Annotated in this window: 25 protein-coding genes; all 25 read left to right on the forward strand. The window is 63.4% G+C overall.

Features of this window, described 5'->3' with window-relative positions:
• Positions 1 to 8 precede the first annotated feature (8 nt).
• The 25 genes from rplB to F8237_RS29490 all read left to right on the forward strand — a co-directional run bounded on the left by rplB (position 9) and on the right by F8237_RS29490 (position 14,856).
• Complete coding sequence (rplB, locus tag F8237_RS29370; RefSeq protein WP_151649650.1) at positions 9 to 842, forward strand: 50S ribosomal protein L2; 834 nt, start codon at positions 9 to 11, stop codon at positions 840 to 842.
• Between the two features lie 12 nt (positions 843 to 854).
• On the forward strand, positions 855 to 1,133 hold the full coding sequence (rpsS, locus tag F8237_RS29375) for a 30S ribosomal protein S19 (protein ID WP_008136357.1): 279 nt from the start codon (positions 855 to 857) through the stop codon (positions 1,131 to 1,133).
• Between the two features lie 10 nt (positions 1,134 to 1,143).
• Positions 1,144 to 1,530: a 50S ribosomal protein L22 gene (gene rplV / locus F8237_RS29380; RefSeq protein ID WP_008136353.1), complete on the forward strand. Its 387-nt coding sequence runs from the start codon at positions 1,144 to 1,146 to the stop codon at positions 1,528 to 1,530.
• Positions 1,531 to 1,548: 18 nt separating this feature from the next.
• On the forward strand, positions 1,549 to 2,274 hold the full coding sequence (gene rpsC / locus F8237_RS29385) for a 30S ribosomal protein S3 (RefSeq protein ID WP_151649651.1): 726 nt from the start codon (positions 1,549 to 1,551) through the stop codon (positions 2,272 to 2,274).
• 30 nt (positions 2,275 to 2,304) lie between these two features.
• Entirely contained in the window at positions 2,305 to 2,718 is a 414-nt protein-coding gene (rplP, locus tag F8237_RS29390) for a 50S ribosomal protein L16 (RefSeq protein ID WP_008136349.1), read from the forward strand.
• 5 nt (positions 2,719 to 2,723) lie between these two features.
• Positions 2,724 to 2,930, forward strand: coding sequence for a 50S ribosomal protein L29 (rpmC, locus tag F8237_RS29395; RefSeq protein WP_151649652.1), 207 nt, complete (start codon positions 2,724 to 2,726; stop codon positions 2,928 to 2,930).
• Between the two features lie 13 nt (positions 2,931 to 2,943).
• A complete protein-coding gene (gene rpsQ, locus F8237_RS29400) occupies positions 2,944 to 3,192 on the forward strand; it encodes a 30S ribosomal protein S17 (protein ID WP_018647248.1) in 249 nt (82 codons plus the stop codon).
• Positions 3,193 to 3,276: 84 nt separating this feature from the next.
• A complete protein-coding gene (rplN, locus tag F8237_RS29405) occupies positions 3,277 to 3,645 on the forward strand; it encodes a 50S ribosomal protein L14 (RefSeq protein WP_007603030.1) in 369 nt (122 codons plus the stop codon).
• A complete protein-coding gene (gene rplX / locus F8237_RS29410) occupies positions 3,645 to 3,959 on the forward strand; it encodes a 50S ribosomal protein L24 (RefSeq protein ID WP_008549245.1) in 315 nt (104 codons plus the stop codon). Before rplN ends, rplX begins: the two co-directional genes overlap by 1 nt.
• On the forward strand, positions 3,952 to 4,509 hold the full coding sequence (rplE, locus tag F8237_RS29415; RefSeq protein ID WP_151649653.1) for a 50S ribosomal protein L5: 558 nt from the start codon (positions 3,952 to 3,954) through the stop codon (positions 4,507 to 4,509). The genes rplX and rplE overlap by 8 nt, the downstream gene beginning before the upstream one ends.
• A 46-nt stretch (positions 4,510 to 4,555) precedes the next feature.
• Positions 4,556 to 4,861, forward strand: a complete 306-nt coding sequence (gene rpsN, locus F8237_RS29420) for a 30S ribosomal protein S14 (protein WP_151649654.1) — start codon at positions 4,556 to 4,558, stop codon at positions 4,859 to 4,861.
• A gap of 14 nt (positions 4,862 to 4,875) precedes the next feature.
• Entirely contained in the window at positions 4,876 to 5,274 is a 399-nt protein-coding gene (gene rpsH, locus F8237_RS29425) for a 30S ribosomal protein S8 (RefSeq protein WP_007603034.1), read from the forward strand.
• A gap of 16 nt (positions 5,275 to 5,290) precedes the next feature.
• Positions 5,291 to 5,824 (forward strand): 50S ribosomal protein L6, encoded by a 534-nt coding sequence (gene rplF, locus F8237_RS29430; RefSeq protein WP_008136336.1) that lies wholly within the window; start codon positions 5,291 to 5,293, stop codon positions 5,822 to 5,824.
• 11 nt (positions 5,825 to 5,835) lie between these two features.
• Positions 5,836 to 6,198 (forward strand): 50S ribosomal protein L18, encoded by a 363-nt coding sequence (gene rplR / locus F8237_RS29435; protein WP_007603036.1) that lies wholly within the window; start codon positions 5,836 to 5,838, stop codon positions 6,196 to 6,198.
• A gap of 44 nt (positions 6,199 to 6,242) precedes the next feature.
• The gene (gene rpsE / locus F8237_RS29440) at positions 6,243 to 6,833 is read left to right on the forward strand and encodes a 30S ribosomal protein S5 (RefSeq protein ID WP_015685409.1); all 591 of its coding nucleotides are present in this window, start codon (positions 6,243 to 6,245) and stop codon (positions 6,831 to 6,833) included.
• 24 nt (positions 6,834 to 6,857) lie between these two features.
• The gene (rpmD, locus tag F8237_RS29445) at positions 6,858 to 7,052 is read left to right on the forward strand and encodes a 50S ribosomal protein L30 (RefSeq protein WP_011088137.1); all 195 of its coding nucleotides are present in this window, start codon (positions 6,858 to 6,860) and stop codon (positions 7,050 to 7,052) included.
• A 75-nt stretch (positions 7,053 to 7,127) separates the two neighbouring features.
• Positions 7,128 to 7,613, forward strand: a complete 486-nt coding sequence (gene rplO, locus F8237_RS29450) for a 50S ribosomal protein L15 (protein WP_151649655.1) — start codon at positions 7,128 to 7,130, stop codon at positions 7,611 to 7,613.
• A gap of 148 nt (positions 7,614 to 7,761) precedes the next feature.
• The gene (gene secY / locus F8237_RS29455; protein WP_015685412.1) at positions 7,762 to 9,093 is read left to right on the forward strand and encodes a preprotein translocase subunit SecY; all 1,332 of its coding nucleotides are present in this window, start codon (positions 7,762 to 7,764) and stop codon (positions 9,091 to 9,093) included.
• Between the two features lie 276 nt (positions 9,094 to 9,369).
• Positions 9,370 to 10,275 (forward strand): adenylate kinase, encoded by a 906-nt coding sequence (locus F8237_RS29460; RefSeq protein WP_151649656.1) that lies wholly within the window; start codon positions 9,370 to 9,372, stop codon positions 10,273 to 10,275.
• Between the two features lie 187 nt (positions 10,276 to 10,462).
• Entirely contained in the window at positions 10,463 to 10,831 is a 369-nt protein-coding gene (rpsM, locus tag F8237_RS29465; protein ID WP_014494511.1) for a 30S ribosomal protein S13, read from the forward strand.
• Positions 10,832 to 10,954: 123 nt separating this feature from the next.
• Positions 10,955 to 11,344 carry a 30S ribosomal protein S11 gene (gene rpsK / locus F8237_RS29470; protein WP_007603045.1) on the forward strand — a complete coding sequence of 130 codons (390 nt, stop codon included), beginning with the start codon at positions 10,955 to 10,957 and terminating at the stop codon, positions 11,342 to 11,344.
• A gap of 112 nt (positions 11,345 to 11,456) precedes the next feature.
• Positions 11,457 to 12,488 carry a DNA-directed RNA polymerase subunit alpha gene (locus F8237_RS29475; protein ID WP_106944311.1) on the forward strand — a complete coding sequence of 344 codons (1,032 nt, stop codon included), beginning with the start codon at positions 11,457 to 11,459 and terminating at the stop codon, positions 12,486 to 12,488.
• 121 nt (positions 12,489 to 12,609) lie between these two features.
• Positions 12,610 to 13,026, forward strand: a complete 417-nt coding sequence (gene rplQ / locus F8237_RS29480; RefSeq protein ID WP_015685415.1) for a 50S ribosomal protein L17 — start codon at positions 12,610 to 12,612, stop codon at positions 13,024 to 13,026.
• A gap of 121 nt (positions 13,027 to 13,147) precedes the next feature.
• Positions 13,148 to 13,987 carry a c-type cytochrome gene (locus tag F8237_RS29485; protein ID WP_151649657.1) on the forward strand — a complete coding sequence of 280 codons (840 nt, stop codon included), beginning with the start codon at positions 13,148 to 13,150 and terminating at the stop codon, positions 13,985 to 13,987.
• Between the two features lie 80 nt (positions 13,988 to 14,067).
• Entirely contained in the window at positions 14,068 to 14,856 is a 789-nt protein-coding gene (locus F8237_RS29490) for an SDR family NAD(P)-dependent oxidoreductase (RefSeq protein ID WP_151649658.1), read from the forward strand.
• Positions 14,857 to 14,903: the final 47 nt, after the last annotated feature.

The raw sequence follows: 14,903 nt of genomic DNA on the forward strand, positions 1-14,903 counted from the left end.
GTACGACGATGGCACTGAAGACATTCAATCCCACGACGCCGGGCCAGCGCCAGCTGGTCATGGTCGATCGTTCGGCCCTGTACAAGGGCAAGCCGGTCAAGGCGCTCACCGAAGGCAAGCACTCTTCGGGCGGTCGCAACAACACCGGTCGCATCACCGTGCGCTTCCGCGGCGGCGGTCACAAGCGGACGCTGCGTATCGTCGACTTCAAGCGCGACAAGGTCGATGCGCCCGCGACGGTCGAGCGGCTGGAATACGATCCGAACCGGACTGCGTTCATCGCGCTGGTGAAGTACGAGGACGGCACCCAGGCCTATATCCTGGCGCCGCAGCGCCTGGCCGTCGGTGACTCCGTCGTCGCCGGCAACTATGTCGACGTGAAGCCGGGCAACGTCATGCCGCTCGGCAACATGCCGGTCGGCACGATCATCCACAACATCGAGGTCAAGATCGGGAAGGGCGGCCAGCTCGCCCGTTCCGCAGGCACCTACGCCCAGCTCGTCGGCCGCGACCACGACTACGTCATCATCCGTTTGAACTCGGGCGAGCAGCGCCTGGTGCACGGACGTTGCCGCGGCACGATCGGCGCGGTGTCGAACCCGGATCACATGAACACCTCGATCGGCAAGGCCGGTCGCGCCCGTTGGCTGGGTCGCAAACCGCATAACCGCGGCGTCTCGATGAACCCGATCGACCATCCGCACGGCGGTGGTGAAGGTCGTACCTCGGGCGGTCGCCACCCGGTCACTCCGTGGGGCAAGCCGACCAAGGGCAAGAAGACCCGCAGCAACAAGTCGACCAACAAATTCATTCTCCTAAGCCGCCACAAGCGGAAGAAGTAAGGAACGACGGACATGGTTCGTTCAGTCTGGAAAGGCCCGTTCGTCGAGGGTTCTCTGCTCAAGAAGGCAGATGCCGCCCGCGCGTCCGGCCGTCACGACGTCATCAAGATCTGGAGCCGTCGTTCGACGATCCTGCCGCAGTTCGTCGGTCTGACCTTCGGTGTCTACAATGGTCAGAAGCACGTCCCGGTGGCCGTCAACGAGGAAATGGTCGGTCACAAGTTCGGCGAGTTCTCGCCGACCCGGACCTTCCATGGCCACTCCGGGGACAAGAAAGCCAAGAAGGCTTGAGGATTAAACGATGAGCAAACCTAAGCGCGAACGGAGCCTCGCCGAGAACGAGGCCAAGGCGGTCGCCCGGATGCTGCGGGTGAGCCCGCAGAAGCTCAATCTGGTCGCCCAGCTCATTCGCGGCCGGAAGGCAGCTGCTGCGCTCGCCGACCTGCAGTTTTCGCGCAAGCGGATCGCGGTCGACGTGAAGAAGTGCCTGGAATCGGCTATCGCCAACGCCGAGAACAACCACGACCTCGACGTCGACGATCTCGTCGTGGCGCAGGCCTTCGTCGGCAACGGTCTCGTGATGAAGCGCTTTGCCGCCCGTGGCCGTGGCCGTTCGGGTCGCGTCTACAAACCATTTTCGCAGCTGACGATCATCGTTCGTCAGGTCGAAGCCGAAGCAGCGGCCTAAGGGACGCAGGAGCACACGATGGGTCAAAAGATCAATCCAATCGGTCTGCGTCTCGGCATCAACCGGACCTGGGATTCCCGTTGGTTCGCCGGCAAGCAGGAATACGGCAAGCTGCTGCACGAGGACGTCAAGATCCGTGAGATCCTGCACAAGGAGCTCAAGCAGGCGGCCGTCGCCCGCATCGTGATCGAACGCCCGCACAAGAAGTGTCGCGTCACCATCCACTCGGCTCGTCCGGGCGTGGTGATCGGCAAGAAGGGCGCCGACATCGACAAGCTGCGCAAGAAGGTCGCGGACATCACCTCGTCCGACGTCGTCATCAACATCGTCGAGATCCGCAAGCCGGAGCTCGATGCGACGCTGGTGGCGGAATCGATCGCGCAGCAGCTGGAGCGCCGCGTGGCGTTCCGCCGTGCCATGAAGCGCGCCGTGCAGTCGGCGATGCGTCTCGGCGCGGAAGGCATCCGCATCAACTGCTCGGGTCGTCTGGGCGGCGCGGAAATCGCGCGCATGGAGTGGTATCGCGAAGGTCGCGTGCCGCTGCACACGCTGCGCGCCGACATCGACTACGGCGTTGCGACCGCGTTCACGACCTTCGGCACCTGCGGCGTCAAGGTCTGGATCTTCAAGGGCGAGATCCTCGAGCACGATCCGATGGCCCAGGACAAGAGAATGGCCGAAGGCGAGAGCAGCGGCGGTGGTGATCGTGGTGGCCGTGGGCGCCGCGACAACGCTGCGGCCTGAGCTGCACCAAGAATTTGAGGGCTTAAAGCCATGATGCAACCTAAGAAAACGAAGTTCCGGAAGGCGCATAAGGGCCGTATCCACGGCGTTGCGTCCTCGGGCGCGACGTTGGCGTTCGGCCAGTTCGGCCTGAAGGCGACCGAGCCTGAGCGCGTCACTGCGCGCCAGATCGAAGCCGCTCGCCGCGCGCTGACCCGTCACATGAAGCGCGCCGGCCGCGTCTGGATCCGCGTGTTCCCCGACGTTCCGGTGTCGAAGAAGCCCGCCGAAGTCCGCATGGGCTCCGGCAAGGGTTCGCCGGAACTGTGGGTCGCGCGCGTCAAGCCGGGCCGGGTGCTGTTCGAGATCGACGGTGTCAACACCCAGACGGCGCGTGAAGCTCTGACCCTGGCGGCCGCCAAGCTGCCGATCAAGACGCGCTTCGTCGAGCGCATTGCGGAGTAATGGCCATGGCCCAGATGAAGATCGAAGACATCCGCGCGATGAGCCCCGACCAGCAGGATGACGCCATCCTGAACCTGAAGAAGGAGCGCTTCAACCTGCGCTTCCAGCGCGCCACCGGGCAGCTCGAGAACACCTCGCGCCTGCGCGAGGCTCGCCGCGACATCGCCCGCATCAAGACCATCGCCGCGCAGAAGCGCGCGAAAGAGAAGTAAGGGGCTCACGAATATGCCGAAACGTACTTTGCAAGGCGTGGTCGTCAGCGACAAGCAGGCCAAGACCATCGTGGTGCGCGTCGATCGCCGCTTCACGCATCCGATCTACAAGAAGACGATCCGCCGTTCGAAGAACTATCACGCGCACGACGAGAGCAACGAGTTCAAGCCGGGCGACGTGGTGTGGATCGAGGAATCGAAGCCGATTTCGAAGTTGAAGCGCTGGGTCGTGATCCGGGGCGAACACAAGAAAAGCGCCTGATCTGTTGGCTTTAGCCGACTGACTTCAGGGAAATGTTGAGCGCCGGCTGGGCTGGCGCAAGAGAGAAGAGGACGAGGTGCATCAATGATTCAGATGCAGACCAACCTCGACGTGGCCGACAATTCTGGCGCACGCCGTGTCATGTGTATCAAGGTGCTCGGAGGCTCCAAGCGCCGCTACGCCACGATCGGCGACATCATCGTCGTCTCGATCAAGGAAGCGATTCCGCGTGGCAAGGTGAAGAAGGGCGACGTGATGAAGGCCGTCGTGGTGCGCGTCCGCAAGGACATCCGCCGCGCCGACGGTTCGGTCATCCGCTTCGACCGCAACGCCGCCGTCCTGATCAACAATCAGTCCGAGCCGGTCGGCACCCGTATCTTCGGGCCCGTGCCGCGCGAGCTGCGCGCCAAGAACCACATGAAGATCATTTCGCTCGCGCCGGAGGTGCTGTGATGGCCGCGAAGATCCGCAAGGGCGACAAGGTCGTCGTGCTGACCGGTCGCGACAAGGGTCGCACCGGCGAGGTGTTCGAAGTGCGTCCCGACGCCGGCACGGCGCTGGTGCGCGGCATCAACGTGGTCAAGCGTCACCAGAAGCAGACGCAGGCCCAGGAGGGCGGCATCATCTCGAAAGAGGCGCCGATCCAACTGTCCAACATCGCGTATGTCGGCAAGGATGGAAAGCCGACCCGCGTCGGATTCAAGATTCTGGCGGACGGCAAGAAGGTCCGCATCGCCAAGAGCTCGGGAGCTGAGATCGATGGCTGAGGCCGCTTACACGCCGCGCCTGCGCGCGGAATACGACGCGAAGATCCGCACGGAGATGACCGAGAAGTTCGGTTATGAGAACGTGATGCAGGTTCCGCGCCTGGACAAGGTCGTGCTGAACATGGGCGTTGGCGATTCCGTCAACGACCGCAAGAAGGCCGAGACCGCCGCCACCGAGCTGACCCAGATCGCCGGCCAGAAGGCGCTCGTGACCTATTCGCGCATCGCGATCGCGACCTTCAAGCTGCGTGAAAACCAGCCGATCGGCTGCAAGGTCACGCTGCGCAAGGCCCGCATGTACGAGTTCATCGATCGCCTGGTGACGGTCGCGCTGCCGCGCGTCCGCGACTTCCGCGGCCTGAACCCGAAGAGCTTCGACGGCCGCGGCAACTATTCGCTCGGCATCAAGGAGCACATCATTTTCCCCGAAATCGACTTCGACAAGGTCACGGAAGCCCGCGGTATGGACATCACCGTCTGCACCACGGCCAAGACCGACGAAGAGGCGAGGGCCTTGTTGACCGCTTTCAATTTCCCGTTCCGGCAGTGAGACGCTGAGCTAAAGCCTCTCAAACGCGGATACCCAGGAGCCAAGCATGGCAAAGAAGAGTTCAATCGAGAAGAACAACCGGCGCAAGCGGATGACGAAGAACGCCGCTCCGAAGCGCGCGCGGTTGAAGGCGATCATCGCCGACAAGACGCTGCCGATGGAGGAGCGGTTCGCCGCCACCCTGAAGCTTGCGGAAATGCCGCGCAACTCGTCGGCCACCCGCATCCGTCTGCGTTGCGAGCTGTCGGGCCGTTCGCGCTCGAACTACCGCAAGACCAAACTGTCCCGCATCGCGATGCGCGAGCTTGGCTCCAAGGGCATGGTCCCGGGCCTCGTGAAGTCCAGCTGGTAAGGAGGGTCGTTTAGATGTCTACGCACGATCCAATCAGCGATCTGATCACCCGTATCCGCAACGCGCAGATGCGCTCCAAGAACAAGGTCTCCACGCCTGGTTCGAAGATGCGCGAGAACGTCCTCGAAGTGCTGAAGTCCGAGGGCTACATCCGCGGTTACGCCACGCTCGAGCATTCCTCGGGCCGCAGCGAGATCGAGATCGAGCTGAAGTATTTCGACGGCGAGCCCGTCATCCGCGAGATCGAACGTGTTTCCAAGCCCGGGCGTCGCGTTTACGCCTCGGTGAAGAACCTGCCGCGGGTCAACAACGGACTCGGCATTTCGGTGTTGTCGACGCCGAAGGGAATCATGGCCGACCACAGTGCGCGTGAAGCGAACGTGGGCGGTGAAGTTCTCTTCACGGTGTTCTGAGAAGGATTTTTGATCCATGTCACGAGTTGGCAAAAGGCCTGTTCCGGTTCCGTCGGGTGTGACCGCGACCGTCGATGGGCAGACCGTCAAGATGAAGGGGCCGAAGGGCCAGCTTCAGTTCGTCGTCCATGACGACGTCGAGGTGAAGCTCGAGAACGGCCAGGTGAAGGTGAACCCGCGGGTCGAGACCAACCGCGCGCGCGCGCTGTACGGTACCGCTCGCGCCCAGGTCGCGAATCTGGTCGAAGGCGTTACCAAGGGCTTCGAGAAGAAGCTCGAAATCACCGGCGTCGGTTACCGCGCCGCGATGCAGGGCAAGAACCTGCAGCTCGCGCTCGGTTACAGCCACGACGTGGTCTATGCGATCCCGGAAGGGATCACGATCACCGTGCCGAAGCCGACCGAGATCACGGTGACCGGCAGCGACATCCAGCGCGTCGGCCAGGTCGCCGCCGAGATTCGCTCCTATCGTCCGCCGGAGCCCTACAAGGGCAAGGGCGTGAAGTATGTTGGCGAATTCATCTTCCGCAAGGAAGGCAAGAAGAAGTAACGGAGCCGGTCATGTCGAAAGCCAAGGTTACGAATGCCCGGCGCAAGCGGAGTGTGCGGCTGAAGCTGCGCCGCTCCGGTGGTGGCCGTCCGCGTCTGTCGGTGTTCCGCTCGTCCAAGCACATCTACGCCCAGGTCATCGACGACCTGAAGGGCGAGACGCTGGCCTCTGCCTCCTCGCTCGAGAAGTCGATGCGCGACGGCGGCAAGACCGGCGCCGACATCGATGCTGCGAAGGCGGTCGGCAAGCTGCTGGCCGAGCGCGCCGCCGAGAAGGGCGTCAAGGAAGTCGTGTTCGATCGCGGCAGCTACCTCTATCACGGGCGCGTCAAGGCTCTTGCCGACGCGGCGCGTGAGAGCGGGCTGAGCTTCTAACAGAATTTGAGGATTGAGGCGTAAGCCTCTGAAGGATTGGAAAAATGGCAGAACGCGAACAACGTGGTGGACGCGATCAACGCGGCGGACGTGACCGCCAGCAGCGGGAGGAGCGCGACAGCGAGTTCGTCGACAAGCTCGTCCACATCAACCGCGTGGCCAAGGTCGTCAAGGGCGGCAAGCGCTTCGGTTTCGCCGCGCTGGTCGTGATCGGCGACCAGAAGGGCCGCGCCGGCTTCGGTCACGGCAAGGCGCGCGAAGTGCCTGAAGCGATCCGCAAGGCCACCGAGTCCGCCAAGCGCAACCTGACCCGCGTGTCGCTGCGCGAGGGCCGCACGCTCCATCACGACATCGCCGGCCGTCATGGCGCGGGTCGTGTCTACCTGCGTGCAGCTCCGGCCGGTACCGGCATCATCGCGGGCGGCCCGATGCGCGCCGTGTTCGAGACGCTCGGCGTCCAGGACGTGGTGGCGAAGTCGATCGGCTCGTCGAACCCGTACAACATGGTTCGCGCCACCTTCGACGCGCTGAAGCATCAGGATTCGCCGCGTTCGGTCGCAGCCCGCCGCAACATCAAGGTGTCCACCCTCCAGTCCCGTCGCATCGGCGGTGACGCCGAGGCGGCTGCCGACTAACGGAAGCTTTCGGAGTAGACCATGATGGCCAAGGCCGCAAAGACGATCAAGCTCGAGCAGACCGGCAGCGCGATCCGCCGCCATCACTCGCAGCGTTCGACGCTGATCGGGCTCAAGCTCAACAAGATCGGTCGCACCAGCGAACTGCCGGACACCCCGGCTGTCCGCGGCATGATCGAGAAGGTTCACCATCTCGTTCGCATCGTCGACGAGAAGTAGGCAAGGGCGCAGGATCCCGAACAGCGGACACCCGTATTCGGTGAAGATCGTGCGCAAGAAACAAGGAGAAGGGCGATGAAGCTCAGCGATATCGCCGACAATGCCGGCTCGCGCAAGAAGCGTATGCGTGTCGGCCGCGGCATCGGTTCGGGCAAGGGCAAGCAGTCCGGCCGCGGCGGCAAGGGCCAGACCGCGCGTTCGGGCGTGCGCATCAAGGGTTTCGAAGGCGGCCAGATGCCCTTGCATCGCCGTCTGCCCAAGCGCGGCTTCACCAACATCTTCCGCGTCGAGTTCGCCGAGATCAACCTCGACCGGCTCCAGGATGCGGTCGATGCCAAGAAGATCGACACCGGCAGCGTCGTGAACGTCGAGGCCCTGGTGAAGGGCGGCGTGCTGCGCCGCGCCAAGGGCGGCCTGCGGCTGCTCGGCCGAGGCGAGCTCAAGTCCAAGCTCAACATCGAAGTCCACGGTGCCACCAAGGCCGCGATCGAAGCGGTCGAGAAGGCTGGCGGCTCGGTGAAGATCCTCGCCCCTGCCAAGGAAGAAGGCGAGGCGGCGTAACAACTGCGTCATTGGCCCGCGGCTCGCGGGCCTTTACGCATGCGGGACGTGGACTTATCGAAGCCGAGCCCCAGATAATGTCCGGCGTCCGCTACACTAGCCCGGCCGCGGGCATGACGGCGCAATAGGCGGCGGGAGAAAGTCCAAGATGGCCTCTGCAGCGGAACAACTTGCAGCAAATCTCAATTTCGGTGCGTTTGCCAAGGCCGACGAACTGAAGAAGCGCATCTGGTTCACCCTGGGTGCGCTGCTGGTTTATCGGCTCGGGACCTACATTCCGCTACCCGGCATCGATCCCAACATCTGGGAGCAGGTGTTCCGCTCCCAGGCGGGCGGCATCCTCGGCATGTTCAACATGTTCGCCGGCGGCGGCATCCACCGCATGGCGATCTTCGCGCTGAACATCATGCCGTACATCTCGGCCTCGATCATCATCCAGCTCCTGACCACCGTCTCGCCGCAGCTCGAGGCGCTGAAGAAGGAAGGCGAGGCCGGCCGCAAGCTGCTGAACCAGTACACCCGCTATCTGACGGTCATCCTGGCCGCGTTCCAGTCCTACGGCATCGCGGTGGGCCTCGAGGGCGCCGGCAACGTCGTCAGCGACCCCGGCATGTTCTTCCGTCTCTCGACCGCGATCACGCTGACCGGCGGCACCATGTTCCTGATGTGGCTGGGCGAGCAGATCACCTCGCGCGGCATCGGCAACGGCATCTCGCTGATCATTCTTTCCGGCATCGTCGCCGAGCTGCCCGCGGCGCTCGCCAACATGCTGGAGCTCGGCCGTCAGGGCGCGATGTCGACCGGCCTGATCCTGGTCGTCATCATCATGGCGGTCGCCGTGATCGCCTTCATCGTGTTCGTGGAGCGCGCCCAGCGCCGGCTGCTGATCCAGTATCCGAAGCGCCAGGTCGGCAACAAGATGTTCGAGGGCCAGTCCTCGCATCTGCCGCTCAAGCTCAACACCTCGGGCGTGATCCCGCCGATCTTCGCGTCCTCGCTGTTGCTGCTGCCGACCACGGTGGCCAACTTCAACGCGGGCAGCGGACCGGAATGGTTCCAGTGGATCACGACGCAGCTCGGCCACGGCCGTCCGCTGTTCCTGATCATGTATCTCGCGCTGATCGTGTTCTTCGCGTTCTTCTACACCGCGATCGTGTTCAACCCGACCGAGACCGCGGACAATCTGAAGAAGCACGGCGGCTTCATTCCGGGCATCCGCCCGGGTGAGCGCACCGCGGAATATATCGACTACGTGCTGTCGCGCATCACGGTGCTCGGCGCGATTTATCTCGCGATCGTCTGCTTGATCCCTGAGATCCTGATCTCCTACGCTTCGGTGCCGTTCTACTTCGGCGGCACCTCGCTGCTGATCGTCGTCAGCGTCACCATGGACACGGTGGCACAGGTGCAGGGCTATCTGCTGGCCCATCAGTACGAAGGCCTGATCCGCAAGTCGAAGCTGCGGGGCCGTCGCCGCTAAGCGCGGCGTCCTGTCCGGCTTCCGACTCACATCGCCGATTCGCCGCGCACATAGCTGCGCGGCTTCCGCGAGGTGCATGGACCTACCGTTCGGTCGCATCGGCAGAACTGCTCTGACTGCGACGCAATCACTGATTTCAAAGGGGTTCTTGGCGGCAGGGCATTTGCTCCCCTATGATATGGGTGGCAGTGCGGAGCCGATTGTGATTTGCACTGTTGTCGAACTTCAAACACAGGTGCGCGACGTATCGCTCACCAATCCGGGGGGCGTACGCCGATGAGAATTATACTTCTGGGACCGCCGGGGTCAGGCAAGGGGACCCAGGCGCAGCTGATGGTGCAGCGCTATGGTATCGTCCAGCTGTCGACCGGCGAGATGTTGCGCGCGGCCGTCGCGGCGGGAACGCCGGTCGGCCTCAAGGCCAAGGAAGTCATGGCCAGCGGTGGCCTCGTGCCCGACGACGTCGTCGTCGGAATCATCTCCGACCGCATCGACCAGCCGGATGCCAGAAACGGTTTCATTCTCGATGGCTTTCCGCGCACCGTGCCGCAGGCCGAAGCGCTGGATGCGCTGCTCAAGCAGAAGCATCTCAAGCTCGACGCCGTGATTGAGCTTCGCGTCAACGAGAGTGCGCTGCTGAGCCGCGTCGAGACTCGCGTGGCCCAGATGCGGGAGCGCGGGGAGGAGGTCCGGGCCGACGATACCCCGGAGGTCCTGACCAAGCGTTTGGCCAGCTACCGCAACCAGACCGAACCGCTGATTCACTACTATTCGGAACGGCGGAAGCTCTCGACCATCGACGGCATGATGGCGATCGACGAGGTCACCGGCGCCATCCACCGCCAGCTCGTGGCGCTCGGGGCGACCGAATCCAAGGCGCGTGCCAAGAGCACGTCCAACAGCACTTCCAAGAGCGCTTCCAAGAGCGCTGCCAGGGCGGCCCCCGCCAAGAAGGGAGCGGCGAAGGCCAAAATGGCCAAGAAATCGGCGAAAACAGCCAAAAAGCCTGCCAAATCCGCTAAGAAAGCCGCCAAGAAGGCTGTGAAGGGTACGAAAAAGGCGGCCAAGAAGACCGTCAAGAAAGCCGCGAAAAAGGCTGCCCGGAAGTCCGCGAAGAAGTCCGTCAAAAAGGGTGCCAAAAAGGCCGCAAAAAAGGTCACGAAAAAGCGAGCTAAGCGCTAGCAGCGGTTGACGAAAGCCCCCTGAATCCCCTAATAAGCCCCGCATCCAAGTCGGATAGTTTCAAACGATGCCGGGCCCCAGGAAGACTAGGGGTGGGCGTCGTGTTCGCGTTTGTGAACACCTGCCCGAGAAACAAAGCACTTAAAGACCGGTTCCTGACGAGGGATCGGCAACAGGAGAGAGAGCCGTGGCCCGTATTGCCGGCGTGAACATTCCGACCAACAAGCGCGTGCTCATCGCGCTCCAGTACATCCATGGCATCGGCCAGAAGATTGCCGGTGAGATCCTCGAGAAGGTGAAAATTCCCGAGGATCGTCGCGTCAATCAGCTCAGCGACGCCGAAGTGCTCCAGATCCGCGAAGTGATCGACCGCGACTATCTCGTCGAGGGCGATCTGCGTCGTGAGGTCGGCATCAACATCAAGCGTCTGATGGACCTCGGCTGCTATCGCGGTCTGCGCCATCGTCGCGGCCTGCCGGTGCGCGGTCAGCGCACCCACACCAATGCGCGCACGCGCAAGGGTCCGGCCAAGGCCATCGCCGGCAAGAAGAAGTAAGTTTTCGAATCAAGATAGCGGCGTGTGGCGAACCGGGGATGACCCGTCGCCACGCGCCTTTCGTTCCACAGGTGTAGCCGCTGGCATTACGGCGGCGTTCGAGATCTCCAGGAAAGGTACTCAATGGGTAAGGAAGCCACCCGCGTTCGCCGTCGTGAACGCAAGAACATCGCCTCCGGCGTTGCTCACGTGAACTCCTCGTTCAACAACACGACCATCACCATCACCGACGCGCAGGGCAACACGATTGCCTGGTCTTCCGCCGGCACGATGGGCTTCAAGGGCTCGCGCAAGTCGACCCCGTACGCCGCGCAGGTTGCCGCCGAGGACGTGTCGAAGAAGGCGCAAGAGCACGGCATGCGTACGCTCGAAGTCGAAGTCGCCGGTCCCGGTTCGGGCCGCGAGTCGGCGCTCCGCGCGCTGCAGGCCGCGGGCTTCACCGTCACATCGATCCGCGACGTGACCACGATCCCGCACAACGGTTGCCGTCCCCGCAAGCGTCGGCGCGTTTGATACCGAGTTGCGGGCGCATCGGCGCCCGCGATGACTTTTGCAAGAAGCCGCAGGTGCGACCTGCGGCCTTTCTCCAACGCCAGTGTCTGCAACGGCAGTTCGACTGGCCTGTATGGGTGAAACAGTGACGATCCAGAAAAATTGGCAAGAACTGATTCGGCCGAACAAGCTCCAGGTTCAGCCCGGCAGCGATCCAGCTCGGTTCGCGACGATTGTCGCCGAGCCGCTCGAGCGCGGCTTCGGCCAGACCCTCGGTAACGCGCTGCGCCGCATCCTGCTCTCCTCGCTCCAGGGCGCGGCGGTGCAGTCGGTGCACATCGACGGCGTGCTGCACGAGTTCTCCTCGATCGCGGGCGTCCGTGAGGACGTCACCGACATCGTGCTCAACATCAAGGACATCTCGATCAAGATGCAGGGCGAAGGCCCCAAGCGCATGGTCGTGAAGAAGTCCGGCCCGGGCGTCGTCACCGCTGGTGACATCCAGACTGTCGGCGACGTGGTGGTGCTCAACCCGGACCTGCAGATCTGCACGCTCGACGAGGGCGCCGAGATCCGCATGGAGTTCACGGTCGCCACCGGCAAGGGCTATGTGCCCGCCGAGCGCAACCGTCCCGAGGACGCGCCGATCGGCCTGATTCCGGTCGACAGCCTATACTCGCCGGTCCGCAAGGTCTCCTACAAGGTCGAGAACACCCGCGAGGGCCAGATCCTCGACTACGACAAGCTGACCATGACGATCGAAACCAACGGCGCACTGACGCCGGATGATTCGGTGGCTTACGCCGCCCGCATCCTGCAGGATCAGCTCAACGTGTTCGTCAACTTCGAAGAGCCGCGCAAGGAAGTCGCCCAGGAGATCATCCCGGACCTCGCCTTCAACCCGGCCTTCCTCAAGAAGGTGGACGAGCTCGAGCTGTCGGTGCGTTCGGCCAACTGCTTGAAGAACGACAACATCGTCTACATCGGCGACCTCGTGCAGAAGTCGGAAGCCGAAATGCTCCGCACCCCGAACTTCGGCCGCAAGTCGCTGAACGAAATCAAGGAAGTGCTGGCCCAGATGGGTCTGCATCTCGGCATGGAAGTGCCGGGCTGGCCGCCGGAGAACATCGACGAGCTCGCCAAGCGCTTCGAGGATCACTACTGATCTGAACTCACAACAGGCGAAGGCGCGAATTCATCGCGCTTTCGCGGGCGAACGCAGGCAGCCCACCTGAGCAACAAGTCCGACGAACCGTCGCGACGAAAGCAATCTAGGGAATACCAAAATGCGTCACGGCAAGGTTCATCGTAAGCTCAACCGCACCGCCGAGCATCGCCGCGCGATGTTCGCCAACATGTGCGCGGCGCTGATCAAGCACGAGCAGATCGTCACCACGCTCCCAAAGGCGAAGGAATTACGCCCGATCGTCGAGAAGCTGGTCACCCTCGGCAAGAAGGGCGGGCTGGCCATGCGCCGCCAGGCCATCTCCGAGATGCGCGACAAGGATCAGGTCAAGAAGCTGTTTGACACGCTCGCGCCCCGCTACAAGGACCGTCAGGGCGGCTACACCCGCATCATCAAGGCCGGCTTCCGCTACGGCGACAATGCCGCGATGGCCGTGATCGAGTTCGTCGATCGCGACGTCGATGCCAAGGGCCAGGACTCGGGTCCAGTGCAGGAGAAGGAAGCCGAGGCGGCGTAAGCCGGCCGGTCTCTCAGATTTCAGAAAGCGGCGCCCCCTGGGCGCCGCTTTTTTGTATGGCGCGGCGATATCTCATGCCGCGCATCGTCTGGTGAACGCGATTGTGGCTGGGGGGCCGTCGATGCGGCTTGTGTTTGGGATTGCGCTGGCGCTGCTGACGTCACCGGCTTTTGCCGAGACCCTGGTCGAGCGCGGCGCCTATCTCGTCAACAGCGTGATGGTCTGCCACAACTGCCATACACCGCGCGGCCCTCAAGGCCTCGATCTCTCGCGCGCGCTATCGGGCGGCAGCCAGGTATTCGACGAGCCCGCCTTCAAGGTCTCCGGCTCCAACATCACGCCGGACAAGGACACCGGCATCGGCAACTGGAGCGATGCCGAGCTGAAGCGGTTTCTCGTCAGCGGCATCAGGCCTGATGGCCGCAGGGTCGCGCCGATCATGCCGACCGCGTTCTACACCGTGCTCACCACCCGCGATCTCGACGCGCTCACGGCCTATTTGCGTTCCGTGCCATCTGTGCGCCACGAGACGCCGGCGCCGGAATACCGGATCGCGCTGAAGCCGGAGGTGCCGACCTATGCCGGCAAGCAGGCCGCCGAGGCCGAGCTGTCCGACAAGCTCGCGCGAGGCCGATATCTCCTGACCCTCTCTCACTGCCTGGAATGTCACACGCCGGAGGGCCCGTCCGCCGTGCATGATTTCACCGCGGCGAGCGGCAAGGGCGGCCGGACGTTCCGGGGCCCGTGGGGCGAATCCGTCTCCGCCAACATCACCGCGGATCCCGCGGCGGGCCTTGGCGACTGGAGCGATGACGAAATCAAACGTGCGATTACGCAAGGCATCGCGCGCGACGGCCACAAGCTTAAGCCGCCGATGGCCTATGCTGCCTACGCCACCATGACGGCTCAGGATCTCGATGCCATCGTCGCATTTATCCGGACGTTGCCGCCACGCCACTAGTTGCTCACGCGTCGGTGAGGGGCGATTGCAGCCGCGTGTGCAGCGCACGATATCTGCGTCAGCATCAATGGAGACGACGTATGAACCTCGACCTTTCCGGAAAGACCGCGCTCGTGACTGGTTCGACCGCCGGCATTGGCCACGCCATCGCCAAGGGACTTGCGGGCTCGGGCGCCAGCGTGGTGATCAACGGGCGTAGCCAGGACAAGGTCGATGCGGCCGTGCGCAAGCTGGAAGGCGCGGGCGCCAAGGTCCGCGGTATCGCCGCCGACGTCTCGACCGCTTCGGGCTGCAAGGCGCTGGTGGCGGCGCTACCTGAGGTCGACATCCTCATCAACAATGCCGGCATCTTCGAGCCGAAGGACTTCTTCGACATCCCGGACGAGGACTGGACGCGCTTCTTCGAGGTCAACGTGATGAGCGGCGTGCGGCTGTCGCGCGCGTACATGCAGGGCATGCTCAAGCGCAACTGGGGCCGCATCGTCTTCATCTCCTCGGAGTCCGGGCTCAACATTCCCGTCGAGATGATCCACTACGGCATGAGCAAGACAGCCCAGCTCTCGGTCGCGCGCGGCCTCGCGCAGCTGACCCGTGGCACCGGCGTCACCGTCAATTCGGTGCTGCCGGGACCGACCATGTCGGAGGGGGTCGAGACCTTCGTGAAGGAAATCGCCAGGCAGAACGGCCAGTCGGTGGACGAGGCTGCGGCCAATTTCGTCAAGCAGCATCGCCCGAGCTCGCTGATCCAGCGATTTGCCAGCGTCGATGAGATCGCCAACATGGTGGTCTATGTCGCGTCCAAGGAAGCATCCGCCACCAACGGCGCGGCGCTGCGGGCCGAGGGCGGTATCGTCAATACGATTGCTTGATTACGTGGTCGTAGGGTGGGTTAGCCGAAGGCGTAACCCACCAACTT

The sequence above is a fragment of the Bradyrhizobium betae genome (assembly GCF_008932115.1).
Taxonomy (GTDB): Bacteria; Pseudomonadota; Alphaproteobacteria; order Rhizobiales; family Xanthobacteraceae; genus Bradyrhizobium; species Bradyrhizobium betae.